This window comes from Bacteroidales bacterium, from assembly GCA_031275285.1.
GTDB lineage: Bacteria > Bacteroidota > Bacteroidia > Bacteroidales > UBA4181 > JAIRLS01.
Genome location: JAISOY010000207.1, coordinates 1 through 18,546, shown reverse-complemented (window position 1 = coordinate 18,546; position 18,546 = coordinate 1). Strand labels below are relative to the sequence as shown.

General features: G+C 40.7%; 13 protein-coding genes and 2 pseudogenes. 7 read left to right on the top strand and 8 right to left on the bottom strand.

Going from position 1 to position 18,546, the window contains the following annotated elements:
- Positions 1–32 precede the first annotated feature (32 nt).
- From leuC to LBQ60_20420, 6 genes are all read left to right on the top strand, one after another.
- Positions 33–1,430 (top strand): 3-isopropylmalate dehydratase large subunit, encoded by a 1,398-nt coding sequence (gene leuC, locus LBQ60_20445; protein MDR2040294.1) that lies wholly within the window; start codon positions 33–35, stop codon positions 1,428–1,430.
- 18 nt (positions 1,431–1,448) lie between these two features.
- Positions 1,449–2,465: a branched-chain amino acid aminotransferase gene (locus tag LBQ60_20440; GenBank protein MDR2040293.1), complete on the top strand. Its 1,017-nt coding sequence runs from the start codon at positions 1,449–1,451 to the stop codon at positions 2,463–2,465.
- A 168-nt stretch (positions 2,466–2,633) separates the two neighbouring features.
- On the top strand, positions 2,634–3,941 hold the full coding sequence (lysA, locus tag LBQ60_20435) for a diaminopimelate decarboxylase (protein ID MDR2040292.1): 1,308 nt from the start codon (positions 2,634–2,636) through the stop codon (positions 3,939–3,941).
- A gap of 242 nt (positions 3,942–4,183) precedes the next feature.
- Positions 4,184–4,777: a 3-isopropylmalate dehydratase small subunit gene (gene leuD / locus LBQ60_20430; protein MDR2040291.1), complete on the top strand. Its 594-nt coding sequence runs from the start codon at positions 4,184–4,186 to the stop codon at positions 4,775–4,777.
- 33 nt (positions 4,778–4,810) lie between these two features.
- Positions 4,811–6,721, top strand: coding sequence for a hypothetical protein (locus LBQ60_20425; GenBank protein MDR2040290.1), 1,911 nt, complete (start codon positions 4,811–4,813; stop codon positions 6,719–6,721).
- Positions 6,722–6,779: 58 nt separating this feature from the next.
- Positions 6,780–8,285, top strand: coding sequence for a 2-isopropylmalate synthase (locus LBQ60_20420; GenBank protein ID MDR2040289.1), 1,506 nt, complete (start codon positions 6,780–6,782; stop codon positions 8,283–8,285).
- On the opposite strand, the gene LBQ60_20415 is transcribed toward LBQ60_20420, so the two are convergent.
- The 5 genes and pseudogenes from LBQ60_20415 to LBQ60_20395 all read right to left on the bottom strand — a co-directional run bounded on the left by LBQ60_20415 (position 8,286) and on the right by LBQ60_20395 (position 14,076).
- Positions 8,286–10,001, bottom strand: a complete 1,716-nt coding sequence (locus tag LBQ60_20415) for a TonB-dependent receptor (GenBank protein ID MDR2040288.1) — start codon at positions 9,999–10,001, stop codon at positions 8,286–8,288. It abuts the gene before it with no gap.
- A gap of 21 nt (positions 10,002–10,022) precedes the next feature.
- A pseudogene (locus tag LBQ60_20410) lies at positions 10,023–10,124 on the bottom strand (TonB-dependent receptor plug domain-containing protein).
- Positions 10,122–10,457, bottom strand: a pseudogene (locus LBQ60_20405) (Plug domain-containing protein). The pseudogenes LBQ60_20410 and LBQ60_20405 overlap by 3 nt, the downstream one beginning before the upstream one ends.
- A gap of 570 nt (positions 10,458–11,027) precedes the next feature.
- On the bottom strand, positions 11,028–11,609 hold the full coding sequence (locus LBQ60_20400) for a DUF1287 domain-containing protein (GenBank protein ID MDR2040287.1): 582 nt from the start codon (positions 11,607–11,609) through the stop codon (positions 11,028–11,030).
- Positions 11,610–11,742: 133 nt separating this feature from the next.
- Positions 11,743–14,076 (bottom strand): TonB-dependent receptor, encoded by a 2,334-nt coding sequence (locus tag LBQ60_20395; GenBank protein MDR2040286.1) that lies wholly within the window; start codon positions 14,074–14,076, stop codon positions 11,743–11,745.
- A gap of 409 nt (positions 14,077–14,485) precedes the next feature.
- On the opposite strand from LBQ60_20395, the gene LBQ60_20390 reads away from it, so the two are divergent.
- Positions 14,486–15,484, top strand: a complete 999-nt coding sequence (locus tag LBQ60_20390; protein MDR2040285.1) for a DUF3078 domain-containing protein — start codon at positions 14,486–14,488, stop codon at positions 15,482–15,484.
- 9 nt (positions 15,485–15,493) lie between these two features.
- Here the strand turns inward: LBQ60_20390 and LBQ60_20385 are convergent, their stop codons facing one another.
- The 3 genes from LBQ60_20385 to LBQ60_20375 form a co-directional block, all read right to left on the bottom strand.
- Entirely contained in the window at positions 15,494–16,264 is a 771-nt protein-coding gene (locus tag LBQ60_20385; protein ID MDR2040284.1) for an ATP-binding cassette domain-containing protein, read from the bottom strand.
- 296 nt (positions 16,265–16,560) lie between these two features.
- Positions 16,561–17,931 (bottom strand): histidine--tRNA ligase, encoded by a 1,371-nt coding sequence (gene hisS, locus LBQ60_20380; GenBank protein MDR2040283.1) that lies wholly within the window; start codon positions 17,929–17,931, stop codon positions 16,561–16,563.
- Between the two features lie 40 nt (positions 17,932–17,971).
- On the bottom strand, positions 17,972–18,546 hold a 575-nt coding region (locus LBQ60_20375), incomplete at its 5' end, for a hypothetical protein (protein ID MDR2040282.1).

Below are 18,546 nucleotides of genomic sequence, written 5' to 3'. Positions count from 1 at the left end.
AATAATACTCAATAGAAAATAATCAGGATTCAATGAAAAAAACCGTATTTGATAAAATCTGGGACAGTCATGTGGTAAAACAGGTTGAGGATGGACCCAGCGTATTGTATATCGACCGTCATTTGATACATGAAGTGACCAGTCCCCAAGCCTTTGCTGGGCTGAATAAACGGGGATTGAAAGTAGCGCGCCCGAAACAGACTTTTGCTACCTGCGACCACAATGTGCCTACGCTAAACCAGCATCTGCCGATTGTAGAAGAGCAGTCGCGTATACAGGTGGAAACACTCGCCATGAATACTACCCATCATCAGGTGACTTATTTCGGGTTGGGAAATCCAAAGCAGGGAGTAGTACATGTTGTCGGTCCCGAACTGGGTATTACCCTTCCTGGTATGACCATCGTATGTGGAGATAGCCATACTTCCACACACGGAGCATATGGAAGTATTGCATTCGGTATCGGTACCAGTGAAGTGGAAATGGTGCTGGCTACCCAATGTATCATGCAACCGAAGCCCAAAAAGATGCTGATCGAGGTAAACGGACAACCAGGAAAAGGGGTTACGGCAAAAGACATTGTTTTGTATATTATTGCCAAACTTACGGCAGGAGGAGGTACGGGATACTTCATTGAGTTTGCAGGGGCAGCCATTCGCAGCCTGAGCATGGAAGGCCGTATGACAGTTTGTAATATGAGTATTGAAATGGGGGCACGCGGCGGCTTGATCGCTCCCGATGAAAAAACTTTCGAATATTTCAAAGGACGTGAATATGCGCCCAAAGGTGAGGAATGGGACAAGGCGGTGGAATATTGGAAAACGCTGAAAACAGATGAAGGAGCTGTATTTGATAAAACCTATTCGTTCGATGCTGCCGATATCGAACCCATGATCACATACGGGACTAATCCGGGTATGGGAATGAAAGTTACAGATAAGATACCAACCGGAGAAGGATTGACCGGCACAGATAGGGTAACATTTGATAAGGCATTGCAATATATGGGCTTTAAACCCGGACAATCATTAATCGGCCATCCTATCCAATATGTTTTTCTGGGTAGTTGTACCAATGGACGGATCGAAGATTTCCGCGCTTTTGCTGAATTTGTAAAAGGCAAAAAGAAAAATCCGGATGTTGTGGCCTGGCTCGTTCCCGGTTCGGGAACTGTTGAAAGGCAAATCAGGGAAGAAAAACTGGATCATATACTCAAGGAAGCCGGATTTGAACTGCGTCAGCCCGGATGTTCCGCATGTCTGGCCATGAATGAGGACAAAGTACCAGCCGGGATGTATGCTGTATCCACTTCCAACCGTAATTTTGAAGGACGTCAGGGACCGGGATCACGCACATTGCTTGCCGGATCGCTTGTAGCTGCAGCTGCAGCTATTACCGGTAAAATTACAGATCCCAGGACAATGTTCTAATATTGATATAATAATTCACTGAAAATGATTGATTGGGGAAATTTACCTTTTGGTTACCATAAGACCGATTATAATGTAAGAAGCCATTTCAGGGATGGAAAATGGAGTCAGCCTCAGGAAACTACTTCCGAAAGGATAGATATGCACATGGCGGCTACCTGCCTGCATTACGGACAGGAAGCATTTGAAGGACTAAAAGCGTTCAGGGGAAAAGACGGGAAAATCCGTATTTTCAGGATTGAAGCAAATGCTTTACGGATGCAGTCATCCTGCCGTGGAATCGCTATGGCTGAATTGCCTGTGGAAATTTTTACAGAATCGGTAATCAAAGCTGTCGAATTAAACAAAAAATATGTACCGCCATACGAAAGTGGTGCTTCTCTCTATATCCGTCCGTTATTAATTGGCATAAGCCCTCAGGTCGGAGTAAAAGCGGCAACGGAATATTTATTCGTCGTTTTCGTCACTCCGGTTGGGCCGTATTTCAAAACAGGATTCCGTCCTACGTCATTGGTGATTTTTCGCCAGTATGACCGTGCTGCACCACAGGGAACAGGGGTCTATAAAATCGGTGGAAACTATGCGGCAGGATTGGTCGCCGGTGAAAAAGCACATCAATTAGGATATTCGGCAGTGCTTTATCTCGATCCTAAGGAGAAAAAATATATTGATGAAGGCGGCCCTGCCAACTTCTTTGCGATTAAAGACAATACATATGTTACTCCACTCTCTCCGTCCATACTTCCATCCATTACCAACGACAGCCTGATGCGACTGGCAACCGATATGGGAATGAAGGTGGAAAAGCGGCAGATTCCCGAAGAGGAACTGGATGCGTTTGAGGAAGCCGGTATCTGTGGGACTGCGGCGGTCATCAGCCCGATTCACCGGATCGACGACCCGGATGCCGATAAATCATTTATTTTCGGTAGTGAAGATGCAGCAGGCCCTGTATCCACCAGATTGTACCAAAAGTTGCGTGCAATTCAATATGGTGATGACCCCGATCCATATGCTTGGATAACAGTGATATAATTGAGAATTGAGAATTGAAAATTGAGAATGAATAATGAATGAATCAAAAATTGAGAAAAATATGTTGGAAAAGGTTTTCAAGCCCTCACTTTCTGACTTTATGAACATTCTTACTTTTTGACTTTCAAACTTTATAAACATTCGGACTTCCAAATTAAAAATTGAAAAGTGGATTATTTCAAATATCATAACGGTAAATTGTTTTGTGAAGAGGTAGATATGGATCGGATGTCTTCCATAAAAACACCTTTTTATTTGTATTCCTGGAATACCTTCAAAGAGCATTTTTTAAAATTCAAGGAAAGTTTTCAGGAACTGGATCCGTTAATATGTTTTGCCGTGAAGACCTGTAACAACATTACCATTTTAAAGAGGTTGGCAGAACTTGGAGCCGGGATGGACATTGTCAGTGGGGGAGAACTGTTTATAAGCCGGACGGCGGGCGTTTCACCCGAAAAGATCGTATATGCGGGAGTAGGAAAAACCGTGGAGGAAATAGAATATTCCATTGATACCGGAATCGGTTTTTTTAATATAGAATCAGAACCCGAATTTGTGCGGATCGAGGAAATTGCCCGTTCCAGGAGTAAAGTAGTGAAGGCATTGCTTAGGGTTAATCCTGATGAATATGATAAAAATACACATGCGAAGACGACCACCGGTAAGAAAGGTGGTAAGTTTGGTGTGGATATCGATCATGCATTCCACTTTTTTAATACTTATGGTAAAAGTGATCATGTAAAACTCGAAGGTATTCATATCCATATAGGCTCACCGATTTATACAGCAGAACCTTATGTCAAAGCCATCGAAAAGATGGCCGGGTTGATTGGAAAGCTGGCAACGAAAGGTTTCTCTGTAAAATATCTGGATGTCGGCGGAGGATATGCAGCTGATTATGAGGATGGGAAATCACCTTCATGGGAAGAGTATTCAAAAGCTATTGTCCCTGTCTTAAAGCCTCTTGCCGATAAAGGCATTAAAATAATTATGGAGCCGGGAAGAACCATCTCTGCTAATGCAGGTATCCTTGTTACCTCGGTTCAATATGTAAAGAAAACCGATGATGATAAAAATATCCTGATTACGGATACGGGAATGCATCATTTGATCCGGCCTGCCTTGTATGATGCCAGTCATTTTATCTGGCCTGTGAAAACCGAAAGTAGGTTTTCCGTCACACAACGGAAATTCGATCCGGAAATTAATGGGTTGGTTGAGTATGATGTTGTAGGTCCTATCTGTGAGTCCAGCGATTATCTGGCCAAGTCAAGGATGTTACCTCCGGTGGATCCGGGTGAGAGATTGGCTGTTTTCACTGCCGGAGCTTACGGGATGGTAATGGCCAGTCAGTACAATGCACAGCCAAGACCGGCCGAATACCTGATCGATGAGGACAAAATCATCCTGATTCGTGAAAGAGAAACATACGGGGATCTGATCAGTAAACAATGCGAAAAGATAATTGACAATTAATCGCTGTCGCTCATGAGAACGCTGTCGCTTAGTTGATGATTGCCTATTAAATATTGACATAAGATCATATTCAATGCATCGGTAAATATGTTATTAAATAATATCAATAAATTAATGTCATATTTAATAAACGTAATCGTCTCGATCAATGTGATTTAATAAAATAATAAATAGCACTGAGTGCTTAATAAGCGAGTATCAAACAAAATATTCTATAATCAATAAAAAATATTCAATTAAAAATGGCTGAAAAATTTGTCACTTTAGAAACTTCCGTGGTTCCTCTGCCGGTAGAAAATGTAGACACTGACCAGATCATACCTGCCCGGTTCCTGAAAGCAACCACACGCGACGGATTCGGAGAAAATCTGTTCCGTGACTGGCGATATGATAAAAACAATCAACCGATCACCTCTTTTGTGCTGAATGATCCCAGATATTCGGGAAAAGTACTGGTAGGCGGAAAGAATTTCGGAAGTGGTTCCAGTCGTGAACATGCGGCATGGGCTATTGTCGATTATGGATTCAGGGCTGTGGTATCCAGTTTTTTTGCAGATATCTTTAAAAATAATTCACTCAATAACGGGTTGTTGCCTGTACAGGTGAGTCCTGAATTTCTGGCTAAAATTTTTGCTGAAGTGGAAAAAGATCCCAAGACCCAAATCCGGATCGACCTTGAAAACCAGGAAATCACACTTCTTTCGACAGGTGAAAAAGAATATTTCGATATCAACAAGTACAAAAAAACCTGTCTGATCAATGGTTATGATGATATCGATTACCTGTTGAGCATCAAAGGTGAAATAGAAGCGTACGAACAACGACAAAGTAATTGACAAAGTAACGATCGGACCTTATAACGGTAAAATATGGGAAGTAATACCTCACAATGGTTATGCCGGTTAAAAATACGGAAGTTTTTCTTCCTTATAATATTTCTGTCAATCACATCTTTATATGTAAAAGCCGGAAATAACGATCATGCTATTAAGCCGGGACAACAGGAGATGTTTGATCAGTTGAGGGAGTGGTGCGATAAACTGCTTTCCTGTCAATTGCATCATGAAGACCATGCATTGGACGGCGGAATAGTTTGTCCGGGATGTGCATTGATGCACGGTCGCGCACCGGATGCCATCTATCCTTTATTATACCTGGCTGATCACACAAAAGACCAGCGTTATGTCGAAGCAGCAAAAAAACTGTTTGACTGGGGTGAAGCGAATGTACGTTTTGCCGATGGAACATGGAACAATGAGGTAAGCATCTACACATGGCGGGGAGTTACTGTTTTCGGACTGATTGTTTTGCTTGAATCCATATCCGATTTTGGTCATTTGATCGACGAACCGACAAAAAAACGCTGGCTGGAAAGTGCCTCGGAACAGGTCAAATATGTCTCATCTGCTATGAAGCCCGGTTTCGGTAACATCAATTATCCGGCAACGGCTTGTTATGCCCTTGCTTTATCCGGAAAGATGCTGGGAAAAGAGGAATATATTGAACAGGCTGCCCGGCAGGCTAAGGATATCCTGGCCTATTTTACTGAGAATAACCATTTTTTCTTTGGCGAAGGACCTTATCCGTATAACAAATCGAAGAAAGGATTGCTTCCGGTCGATTTGGGATACAATGTTGAAGAAACACTTCCCAATCTGATGCTATACGCTGATCTGGTAAAAGACGACGTCCTGAAGGAAGCCATCAAAAAATCCATGTATACCCATCTTGAGTTTATGTTAGGAGATGGAGCATGGGACAATAGTTGGGGTACCCGGAACTATAAATGGTCGTATTGGGGAAGCCGTACCTGTGACGGAGTAATATCATTATGTTCCGTTTTAGGCAAAGACGATCCGCTATTTATAGAAGCGGGATATCGTAATTTTGAATTGTTGAGAGCCTGTACCGGCAATGGAATATTATATGGTGGGATGCATTACCAGTCTGCAGGTTATGCTGCTTGTATCCATCATACGTTTGAACATGCCAAAGGACTTGCGGTTGCTTTGCATAAAGGGTTCAGCCGTCCGGCAGAGCGAATCAGCCTGCCCAGGGAGAAGGAATACGGTGTCAGGCATTTTGAAGACCTTGATGTCTGGACGGTTGCCTTAGGTGGGTGGAGAGGAACGATTTCCGGATATGATGTTGCTTATAAATCTCCCGGAGGAAATACACACGGTGGTGCCCTTTCTATGCTGTGGAACCCGAAAACCGGTCCCATACTTGCTGCAGCCATGACCGAATATTCCATGGTGGAATCCAGTAATATGCAGGTAAGTAAAAGATTGATGAACTATCCGTCGACCTTGAGGGTTGAATATAAAGAAAAAGGAAAAACCTATACCAATATCTGCGATAAAGAAGCCAGGATTTCGCACGATTCCGGTACTGACGGGGAAAAGTTCGTTGTTCTTACCGAATTGGTGGCTAAAGATGGGAAGTCACCCGAATCCGGCAGTATTCCGGTGGAAATAACATACCAGTTTACAAAGACCGATATACATATAAAAGCCGTTTCACTAAATCAGAAAGATAAAGAAATGACACTGGCGGTTCCGGTCATATCTAAGGGTAATGAAAAATATGCATCCGTCCGGAACGGTTTTTATATTGAGAAACCGGATACCCGGTTATACATTATTGTCGGATCTGCGATGAAAATTATGCCTACGGAAGTGAACCAAAGAGCTTTTAACCTTGTCCCGGGATTTGAATTTATTCCTTTCTATGTGCCGTTTAAAGATGAGGTAACAGTAAAAATGACCATAGCGGAATAGTTAAAGTTTGAAAGTAAGAAATCCAAAATCCGGAACTTTAAAAGATTAATTTATACAGATGAATGTTGAAATAATGGATACCACCCTGCGTGACGGGGAACAGACTTCAGGAGTAGCTTACACTGCAGCTGAAAAGTTGCATATATCCCGGTTGTTATTGGAAGAAGTAAAAGTCGACCGTATTGAAATTGCTTCCGCCAGGGTATCGGAAGGCGAACTGGAAGCAGTAAAAAGGATCACCGAATGGGCGGAAAAAAACAACAGGCTGGAGCAGGTTGAGGTACTCGCTTTTATTGACGGGGATCAATCCGTTAACTGGATACATGGCGCGGGAGCTAAGGTGGTAAATCTGTTATGCAAGGGATCCATGAAACACCTGACCGGTCAGTTGCGCAAAACACCTGAACAGCATGTCTCCGATGTCAAAAAATCTGTTGAAATGGTTGCCCGGAAAGGTATGAAAGCCAACCTGTACCTTGAAGATTGGAGCAACGGTATGCGCCATTCAAAAGATTATGTCTTCTTCCTGGTTGATCATTTAAAAGACGTGGGGCTACAGCGTATCATGCTCCCCGATACATTGGGCATTCTTGCTCCGGATGAAACATTCCTTTTTTGTAAGGAAATGTGTGACAGGTATCCCGGAGTGCATCTGGATTTTCATGCCCATAATGATTATGATCTGGCCGTAGCTAATACATTGGCTGCCGTCAAAGCAGGGATAAAAGGAATACATGCTACTGTTAACGGACTTGGTGAACGTGCCGGGAACACCCCGCTGGCAAGTGTTGTGGCAGTGCTTAGGGATCATACGGATACGCAGGTAAAGGTAAATGAAGAAAAACTGACTCTGTTGAGTAGGATGGTAGAAACTTTTTCAGGTATCCGTATTCCTGCGAATAAGCCGATTGTCGGGGAAAACGTTTTTACACAGGCTTGCGGCGTACATGCGGATGGTGATAATAAGGACAAATTGTATTACAACGATCTGTTGCCTGAACGTTTCGGACGTGTACGGAAATATGCCCTCGGAAAAACTGCCGGAAAATCGAATATTGCCAGGAATCTTGAAGAGCTCGGGATACAACTCGATCCGGAAGCCATGCAACGTGTCACAAAACGGGTGATCGAACTGGGAGACCGTAAGGAAAATGTTACAGCCGACGATTTGCCGTATATTATTTCCGATGTCCTGCAAAGCGAAGGGATCGAACAGAAAATAAAAGTCCATAATTACTCACTCAATGTAGCCGAAGGATTAAAATCAGTAGCTACACTCAGCCTGGAAGTAGACGGAAAATGCTATGAAGAAACTTCTGCAGGAGACGGGCAATACGATGCTTTCATGAATGCATTAAGGAAAATATACGCGCCGCTTAATAAAGACCTGCCAAGGCTGATGGATTATGTCGTTTCCATTCCTCCGGGAGGACATACCGATGCGCTGGTGGAAACAGTGATTACCTGGCAGAATGGAGAAAGGGAATTCAAAACCCGGGGTCTTGATCCTGACCAGACGATTTCTGCTATTCAGGCAACTGTGAAAATGCTGAACCTGATCTGATCAGAACTTAACATTGAACCCAAGGTACCACTGGGTTCCGACCTTATCCATGAAACCGTATTCCTGACTGGTTGCATTTAGAATATTATTTACAGATAAAGATAAGGTGGCATTTTCCACAAAATGATATCCGATTTTTGCATTGATCAGCATCTTGGATTTAATGTCCGCAGAGTAAAACTGATTGGCATAGCTTTGTTCCGTAAAACCATAACCATTGGAAAAAAGAGAAACTTTCTTCCCAATTTTCCAGGTCATTTCGTACCCTCCATAAAAGGAAGGAGTTGATTCTGATTTTACACTAACCAAATCTGTTGTCAGGTCCGTATCAAGAAACCGGTAATCATTGTCATCTACTTTGTAGTCGTTCAGCCTGCCGCTAATTACAGCAGCAGCAAAGACTTCACCCAACTTCATCATGGTAGAACTATTCCTGTTATGTTTCCTTATTTCTGTGTGTTGTAAGGTTCCCCAAAGACGGAAACTTAACTGTTTGTTGGCAACAACGCCTATCTCGATGGTTCCACCTGTTTGCTCCTGCTTGTCAGAAATATTTTCAAAAGAAAAATCCATCAAATACGGGTAAAAACGCAATACCTGAGGATCGCCGAAAGTAACCCGCATTTCTTTTAACTCTGCCGCATTCAGATCTTTGATCCTGGAGTGAAATAATTCTACATTCAATAAAATATGATTTCCGATTTTCTGTCGGTACCCCAGTTCATACATATCCATTATAGCCAGTTTCAGGTTTTCATCTCCCCTCATTCCGATATTGACTATATTTTTCGGGTCGTCAGGATTGGTTTGCAATTGTCCGAAGTCCAATGATACGGTCGAATTAATACGAACATCCATCATAAAAGGACTACGGTTGGCTCTTGAATATACGGCACGGATCAGGCTGTTTTCATTGAATTTGTAATTCCCTGCGAGTTGCCATGTCAGGTAAGCTTTATCGGGAATTTCATTTTTTTCCAGTCTCAATGCCCCAATGAAGCGTAGTTGTTCACATGGCGTATAATCGAGGCGAAGGCTGGGCGCATATGAACGGAGGACCTGTTTTCCGTGGAAAAAGGATTGATTGTTCTTGTCCCCGTTCATGGTATTGTAAGCAAAGTAAAAACCTGGATTGATGTTTATATTATTCCACCTGTAATTATAGTCTATATTGAAATTAAAATTCCCCATGTCACTCTTCAAACCGGGTATTCCCATAGCCATATCACCGTATCCCCACATATAACCCGCCTGGATGTTGAACCCGTGAATTTTAGACCGGAGATTGAAATATTGGGTTTCCATTTGCCGGGTGGTATGGGCAAAAAAATAAAAATCCAGATTGGATGAGATGGCTGTGGATCTTTGAAGTCCTGTAGTCAGGTCAAAATAGATATCCGGGTTGATTACATATGACATCAATCCGTTGACCCCATATGCCTGTAACCCCCGGTTCGGATTTTTAAACATTTTCTTGGGGTCTGACCCCTGGATTACTACCGAATCCACCGGATAATAAACAGGGTCCGATACCTGTAATCTCTCTGATAGGAAAAAATAAATATCGGATTGTGCCCGGTCCCTGTAAGTATAATTTCCCGACAACCTGAATTTGAATTTTTCATTCAGGTTAAACGAAGCGGAAAGCGATTGGGTGCCTACGCCGCCAACAGCCGGAGAATAGGCAGGTGGATCCGTGTATCCTCCGGTAGAGATGTTCGCCTCAACGGAAACCCTTTCGGAAGATGTCTTTTTTGTGATGATATTGATGACACCCGTTACGGCATTGGCACCGTACATAGCACTGGCAGCCCCGCGGATCACCTCGATCCGTTCAATATCTACCAGCCCGATAGGTAGTGATTCCCAGAATGTCCCACCCGTAACATAGGTATATACCTCTCTTCCGTCAAGCATCACAAGGGTTAATGTATTTTCGGAGAATAAACTTTGTTGCCCTGCAATGTTATTGCTACTCCGGAGATGAACATCATAATTGCCGTTGGTTTTTTCACGGACAATAACGCCGGGTAATAACCTCAAGGCTTCAGGTATAGATAAGACACCTGATCGTCTGATATCCCCTGCCGTTAGTACCGATGTAGAAAGAGGCGTATCGAAATAGCTTTCATCTTGTTTTGAAGCAATAGATACATCTTTGTTCAGAAGCATATTGAATAGGTCATCTGTGGTAATACCGACCTTCTCCGCAATTTTCATTATATCCTCCAGCGAATAGGCCGATAGTTCATCGAAACTCATAGAGGTGATATCCTCATGGGTTAATTTTTCTATGGGTTTTGGTTGTGAGAAAAGAACCAAACAATTGAAAAGTGAAAACAAGAATACTATAAGAAACCTTTGCAAATGCATAAAAAGAGATATCTTCATAAGGAACAGGATTCCAATAATTTATTCAAATCAATATTTTATCCAATAAACAAACATTTTTAACGCTTTGTAGAATGTGCAAAGAAATAACAAATCTGTTGAATATACAATTTGAGTTGAGAAAAACGGATTTATAAATGACATAACCGAGTGGGCGGATTCATTGTAGAATCGGTATCTGTGCTCTGAAACAGGATGAATCATAAATTTGATAACCTACAGTTTTTTACCTGTCATCGGGCTTCTGAAAATTATGTGACTAGTGGAGTGGAAAATTATGCAACACTCACGGTGTTTTTAGATGGAATTTACACTTATCAGTCCTAATGAATCAAACTTCGTATTCATCATTTATTTTTTATATGTGTAATGTCCTGTTATTTTAAACCTGAACAAACAATCCTCCAGGACCTGTCCTCCTCCGATATTATGAATGATTAGGTATCTTTGTTTATCTCCTGACCTGACACCTGAAACTATTCCAATATGAGTTGTTCCTTGTCCGAGATCCCAGCAAACAATATCCCCCGGTTGATACTCGCCGGGTTCCTGTGAGATTTTTTTTGTTGTACCATGCCTGGAGAAAAATGTCATTAAGTTAGGAACACGTCTGTGGTCTATGTTTTTATCAGGACGGGTAAGTCCCCATATCTTCGGATATTTATTAAAATTAGCTTTCATGTCCTCATGGACTTCTTTCTGCAAATCGATACCCAGCTTTCTGTATGCACGAATCACAACATCCGTACAGACTCCTTTATTGGGAGGTACATCTCCGTTCGGATAACTCATCTGAAAATATGCAGGATCGTATTGAACCCGTTGTTTTGTCAGTGTAAATGCGGAGTCGGATAACTGGGTGAAGAAATTAGTCTGCCCGAATACCCAACCTGAAGTTAAAAAGGTAACTAAAATATATGATATCCATTTCATACAACTACAATATCATTTATGTTCGTTATTATCGTACATGGGATATTAACTTATAAATTGGTAAACTTTCCCGAAATAGATGATTCAATCCGCCAGGTCGGATTTGTTGTGTCCACCACTTTTTTAGGTACAATCAAAATTTAACATTCAGGCCTAAATTCCAATATGTTCCTACTTTATCCATAAATTCGTATTCCTGGGTAGTAGCATTCAGGATATTATTTACGGAAAACGATAGGGCCGAATTTTCAATGAAATGATAGGATACCCTGGCATTGATTAACATTTTGGCTTTAATATCCATGCGAACAATATTATACGTTGAAAGATCTTGTTTGGAAAATCCATAACCATTGGAAAAGAAGGAGAACTTTTGGGCGAATTTCCAATTCATTTCATAGCCTCCATAAAAAGAAGGAGTGGATTTCGATTTCTTGTCAACCAATTCGGGCTCTATGGTTATGCCGGGGATTTGATAATCGTTTTCACTGAATTCATATTTTGAAGGATTCCAGATGACCTCTTCGCCAAGAGCCATCATCGTTAAGGGATTTTCATTGTGCTTTTCTGTTCTTGTTTCCTGTAATGTTCCCCAAAGCCTGAAATTAAGATCATTATTCACTATAATCCCTAACTCCAATGTGGCTCCCAGTTGCTTTTGGACTTCCGGGATGTTCTTAAAGGAATAGGCCATATAATAGGGATAAAAATCTCTCAGGATATATGTATTGGTCGGGGGAATCTGTATTTTTTGTCCATAGACATGCATTTCATCCATTCCGGATATATTTAAATCTTTAATCCTTGTATAAAATAATTCGGCATTCAACAGGATATATTCTCCTATTTTCTGACGATAACCCAATTCAAACATATCCATCACTGCCAGTTTAAGATCTTTATTCCCCATCATCCGGATGCCGATGTCTTTCTCATGTCCGATACTCGTATGGACAGTCGAATTAATGTTGATATCCATCATGAACGGACTTTTATTGGCCCTTGAATATACTGCACGGATAAGGCTGTTCTCATTAAATTTATAATTACCTACCAGTTGCCAGGTTAAATATGCCTTATCCGGATGATTATTTTTTTCCAGTCGCAACGCCCCGATAAAACGTAACTTTTCAAACAATTTATAATCAAGGCGGATACTTGGTGCAAATGAATATAATAAGCGTTTTCCTTCAAAATAAGATTGGTTTTCTGCTTTATACGGATCGCTGTTGAGCGTATTATGGTAAAAATAAAATCCGGGATTAATATTCAGGTTGTTCCATTTGTAGTTATATTCAATGTTCAGGTTAAAATTTGTCATGTCGGCTTTAAGTCCCGGTATTCCGACAGCGAGATCGCCTTTTCCCCATGTGTATCCGGCCTGGATATCAAATCCGTAAATCTTTGATAGAAGATTTACATACTGAGACTCAATTTGTCGTGTAGTGTGGGCAAAAAAGTAAAAATCGAGATTGGATGAAATAACATCGGATCTTTGCATTCCTGTCGTCAAATCAAAATGAACGTCATTATTTACAGAATATGATGCTAACCCGTTAACACCATAAGCCTGTAATGCCCTGTTAGGATTCCGGAACATCTTTTTCGGATCCACCCCATGGATCACCACCGAATCGACCGGATAATATTTGGCACTTGAAGTGGCGAGCGATGCAGTCAACACCGGAAACCTGTCGGTCATAAAAAAAAAGATGTCAGACTGGGTCCGCTCCCTGTATGTATAATTTCCCGAGACCTTAAACTTTAGCTTATTGTTTACATTAAACAATGCTGCCAGTGATTGTGTCCCTATTCCACCGACAGAAGATGCTGATTCGGATGGGTTAATGGCTCCGCCGGTATTGAAATTCGCTTGTATGGAAAGCTTCTCAGGAGATGCTTTCTGGGTGATGATATTGATTACCCCGGTTACGGCATTAGCTCCATACATGGCACTTGCCGGGCCCCGGATCACTTCAATCCTTTCAATATCTGCCAGTCCTATTGGCAATGATTCCCAAAAGGTGCCTCCGGTAATGTAATTATATACCGATCTTCCGTCAATCATCACCAGTGATAGGGTGTTTTCGGAAAACATGCTTTGCTGGCCGGCTATATTATTCGAACTCCGGATATGGACATCATAATTTCCATTTGTTTTTTCACGTACAATGATTCCCGGAAGCAACCTTAATGCCTCAGGGATAGATAAAGCCCCCGACCGTTGAATATCTGCTGCAGTGAGTACTGATGTGGATAATGGGGTGTCAAAATAACTTTCTTCCTGTTTGGAGGCAATGGATATATCTTTATTTAAAAGTAACTTGAATAGATCATCAGTAGAGACCCCTACAATTTCAGCTATTTTCATGATTTCTTCCAAGGAATATACGGATAATTCATCGAAACTCATGGACAGAACATCATTGCGTGTTAGTTCTTCTACAGGTTTAGGTTGTGAGAACATGAGAAAACAATTCAATACAACCAATAAGGATAAAATAGAAAATCTTTGTATATGTTTAAACGAATTTATCTTCATAATTATCTATATGATCATTCTTGGTTTTTCGAATAATGAAAAATTTTACATGATGATTTGCCGGGTAATGAATATACCCGTCTTGTTACAGCAAATATATTCATATTTATGGAATATTTTGACAATGGGACTTATATATTCTGAAAAAGAATTATATAGGAGGTATATTCAGATGGTATTTTTATCGAAATTAGGAAAATATATTATATCTTTGGGCCGTTATCAGTTTTCATTTTCTTATGAAACATCTTATAGCATAAATATTAATATTTAGATGATTATGGCTGGTATCAATTTATTTTTTATTCAACATCACACACTTAAATTACATACGATGAGATATTTTTCACGTTTTTTCGTATTACTGTTGATTCTATCGATCACTGTACTAACAGCAGAAGCTCAATCTGTAGATGCCAATATTAAAGCTGCAAAAAAAACGGCTACAGAGCAAGCCATAAAGGTCGCTGCTACCGGTATTCCCGATTCTGTTAAATGGAAACTAGGCGGCAACACAAGTCTGAATTTTTCCCAGACCTGGCTTTCTAACTGGGCGGCAGGGGGAGAACCTACCATTAGCTTAAACGGCAATATGACTTTGTTTGCAAACTACAAGAAGGACAAAGTTTTCTGGGAAAATAATGCATTTTTGGCTTATGGTATTGTTAAGAAAGGAGATTTTAAGGCTGTGAAGAATGATGACCAGCTTAATGTTGGTTCCCGTGTCGGTTATGAAATGGCAAAAAACTGGTATTATTCAGCGGTTTTCCTGGGGAAGACACAGTTTGCTCGCGGATATCAATACAATAAAGATGACACGATCCGGATCTCCGATTTTCTGGCGCCTGCATATTTATTTTTATCCCTAGGGTTGGATTATAAACCATCATCCAAATTTTCCATATATATGTCACCGGCTATGGGTAAGGCGACATTGGTACGGTCAGATAACCCGACAATTATGAAGAGGGCTGGTTTAAGTGATGAGCTCATTGAAAAGGGAAAACATGCCCGTTATGAGATCGGGGGAGGGATTGTTTTTAGTCTGAATGGAGATTTTTTATCCAAAAAAATTACCTATACTTCCCAATTGGAACTTTTTTCTAACTATTTGGAAAGTCCTGAAAACGTAGATGTTACCTGGGATTTTAATTTTAGGGTCGCTCTTACCAGATTTATCTCGGCAGGGCTCAGGATCAATATGATATATGATGACGACCAAAAAACTACCAAAAAAGTAAGAAACGATGAAGGAAATATGGTGGATGCTCCTGCTGGGGCAAAGCTTCAGGTCAAAGAGTTTTTCGAGATCGGCTTCTCTTATAATTTTTAAGAAGACAGCTTACTCCTCACTTTCATCAAACTCTATGGAATAATAATCATTGACGATAGTTTGATTATCCTCTTCCATCAGGGAACTAAAATCTATTTCTTGTAATGTATCTACCTCTGTAGCCGTTTCATTTTCACATTTGATGGTGCGGAAAGGGTATTTCTTTAGCAGGTTGTAATTATGGGTCACCATAACCACCGTTTGTCCGGATTCTTTGATGCCGATCAGGACATCCATGATTTCCGAAGATGTTTCCGGATCAAGGTTCCCGGTTGGTTCATCCGCGAGGATCAATGCAGGATCATTTAACAGAGCACGGGCAATAGTGACCCGTTGCTGTTCACCTCCCGAAAGCTGATGGGGCATCTTATATCCTTTATTAGAAAGGCCGACCTTTTGTAGGACATCATTGATCCGTTGGTCGGGATTATTTTTTTTCTTCCATCCGGTTGCTTGTAACACGAATAAAAGATTTTCATATACGTTCCGGTCTGAAAGGAGCTGGAAATCCTGAAATACGACTCCCATCTTACGCCGAAGAAAGGGGATCTGTTTTTTTTTCAAGTTGCGCAATGCATAACCAACGGAAAATCCTTCTCCGCTCTTTAAAGGCAATTCAGCATTTAAGGTTTTGATCAGGCTTGTTTTTCCGCTGCCGACTTTACCGATGAGATAAACAAATTCACCCGGCATAACAGAAAAATTGACATCTTTCAATACCAGATGATCCCCATGAAATATGCTTGCCTGATTGAATGAAATAATAGGTTGTCCTGTCATTTGAAAAAAATCAAAGAATATAAAAACAAAAATATGAAAAAAATGTTACATAAAATAAGCAGCATTTCTTAAAGTTGCCATCTTAGTTTAAAGATAATTTGTAAAAGATTCATACTATGAACCCGAACAGGTATTTTTTGGTGATGCTTCAGAAATGTATATCTATTTTTGCGGTTAAGCGTGAAGGTAATATGCTTGTACCTAAAAAATGGGACATTGTTTATGAAAAAATGATCAGCGAACGGGCCAACAGAAACTGATCCGAAAGTCTGATGACCAAAAGGAGAAATCTTTGGTTATACTTCTTCCTTTTTTATTTTGATGATCATTTCTTCAAATGAGACATTATTTTGTTCTCCGGATATCATGTTTTTTAATCCGATGATGTTGTTGGACATTTCATTTTCACCGATCATAGCCACGAATGGAATTGACTTGCTGTTGGCATAAGTCATTTGCTTTTTCATTTTAGCAGCTTCCGGGTAGATTTCTGCATTAATGCCGGAAGCACGAACCTTTGACAGTACTTTCAATACATATTGTTCTTCCTTCTGCCCAAAATTGACAAACATTAATTGCGTATTTTGAGTCATATTTTTGGGATAAGCATCTAATTGACTTAAAACGTCATAAATGCGGTCTGCACCAAATGAGATACCGACCCCTGAGATACCCGGTAATCCAAAAATGCCGGTTAAATTGTCATAGCGGCCGCCGCCACAAATACTTCCTATGACCACATCCAATGCTTTCACTTCTATAATGGCCCCTGTATAATAATTCAAGCCCCGGGCTAGAGTAAGGTCAAACTCTATAGGAACCGCTATCTGCAATGATTCTGCATAATCCAGGATGGTACGTATTTCATCGACACCTGCTTGTCCGGTTTCATTGCCGACAAACCACTCTTCCAATTGACTGATTTTTTCCCTGTTATTCCCTGAAAGTTGTATCACCGGCTGCAAGGCATCTACCGAATCTTTTGTCAATCCTTTGGATAAGAGCTCTTCATTTACTTTATCCAGGCCGATTTTTTCCAGTTTATCAATGGCAACAGTAATGTCTGTGATTTTATCTTTCTGGCCGATCAATTCAGCAATTCCTGTTAATATTTTCCTGTTATTCAATTTTACCAGTACCCTGACATTCAATGAATGGAATACATCAGCAATGATTTGCAGTAACTCCGCTTCATTCAATAGGGAATTACTCCCGACAACATCAACATCACACTGGTAAAATTCCCGGTAACGACCCTTTTGTGGCCGGTCAGCACGCCATACCGGTTGTATCTGGTAACGTTTGAATGGAAATGAAATCTCATTCTGGTGTTGTACGACAAAACGGGCAAAAGGGACGGTGAGATCATAACGTAACCCTTTTTCACACATTTTCATAGATAGTTTATTCAAGTTCTTCTCCGAAATATCAGAATCACTTACTTCTGATAGAAAATCGCCTGAATTTAAAATCCTGAACAACAATTTATCCCCTTCTTCTCCGTATTTTCCAAGTAAGGTCGTCAGGTTTTCCATGGCAGGAGTTTCAATGGGTTGAAATCCGAACCGCTGGAAAACAGACTTAATGGTATCAAAAATATAATTTCTTTTCACCATTTCAGCGGGAATAAAATCACGTGTTCCCTTTGGAATAGAAGGTTTTTGCATTGTTATATATATTTTTTTCGTTGGTCTTTACAAATATTTTTTATGGTCTTTTGAACTCATAGAAAGCATATACTACGAGGATAAATCCTAATATTAATGCATAAATCAGACGATTTTCAGAGGTCTCAGCCTGTTCTTTCAAGGAAAAACTGAGCAGGTTTGCATCCAATTCTTTTACTTCCGGTACATCATTATAGTGCCATTTATTTAAGATGTTGCCTTCCCTGATCAAAACAAATCCGGGGTTGGACCTGATGATCGTTTTGAGGGTGATCTCATCTGTAAAACAGAAGTCGTAAGACAGGCCTAGCTCGGTTTTTAATTTTTCTATTTCATCCTGCAAGGTAGAAGTAAGGCAATAAAATCCATAGCCGTTTTCTTCGCAGAAACGGGCGATCTCGTCTGCTTTTTTTAGCGCTTCCTGATTGCTTTTGTCCAGACGGTGTGCAATCAGTAAAAATGTATAACTTCCGGATGCCAATATTTGATCCGTAATGTCAACCCCATTGTCCACCATAGTGATGGAAAAATCATGAATGGGAGGTTCATAGCCTTTTTTTAACAGTTCTGTTTGGGTATCCTTCCAAACCCAGGTAGTGTCATTCCACGGATAAT

Excerpts from the sequence above, each read along its gene's own strand:
- leuC (MDR2040294.1), top strand. The coding sequence starts at position 33 with ATGAAAAAAACCGTATTTGATAAAATCTGGGACAGTCATGTGGTAAAA.
- leuD (MDR2040291.1), top strand. The coding sequence starts at position 4,184 with ATGGCTGAAAAATTTGTCACTTTAGAAACTTCCGTGGTTCCTCTGCCG.
- LBQ60_20425 (MDR2040290.1), top strand. The coding sequence starts at position 4,811 with ATGGGAAGTAATACCTCACAATGGTTATGCCGGTTAAAAATACGGAAG.
- LBQ60_20420 (MDR2040289.1), top strand. The coding sequence starts at position 6,780 with ATGAATGTTGAAATAATGGATACCACCCTGCGTGACGGGGAACAGACT.
- LBQ60_20400 (MDR2040287.1), bottom strand. The coding sequence starts at position 11,609 with ATGAAATGGATATCATATATTTTAGTTACCTTTTTAACTTCAGGTTGG.
- LBQ60_20395 (MDR2040286.1), bottom strand. The coding sequence starts at position 14,076 with ATGTTCTCACAACCTAAACCTGTAGAAGAACTAACACGCAATGATGTT.
- LBQ60_20390 (MDR2040285.1), top strand. The coding sequence starts at position 14,486 with ATGAGATATTTTTCACGTTTTTTCGTATTACTGTTGATTCTATCGATC.
- LBQ60_20385 (MDR2040284.1), bottom strand. The coding sequence starts at position 16,264 with ATGACAGGACAACCTATTATTTCATTCAATCAGGCAAGCATATTTCAT.
- hisS (MDR2040283.1), bottom strand. The coding sequence starts at position 17,931 with ATGCAAAAACCTTCTATTCCAAAGGGAACACGTGATTTTATTCCCGCT.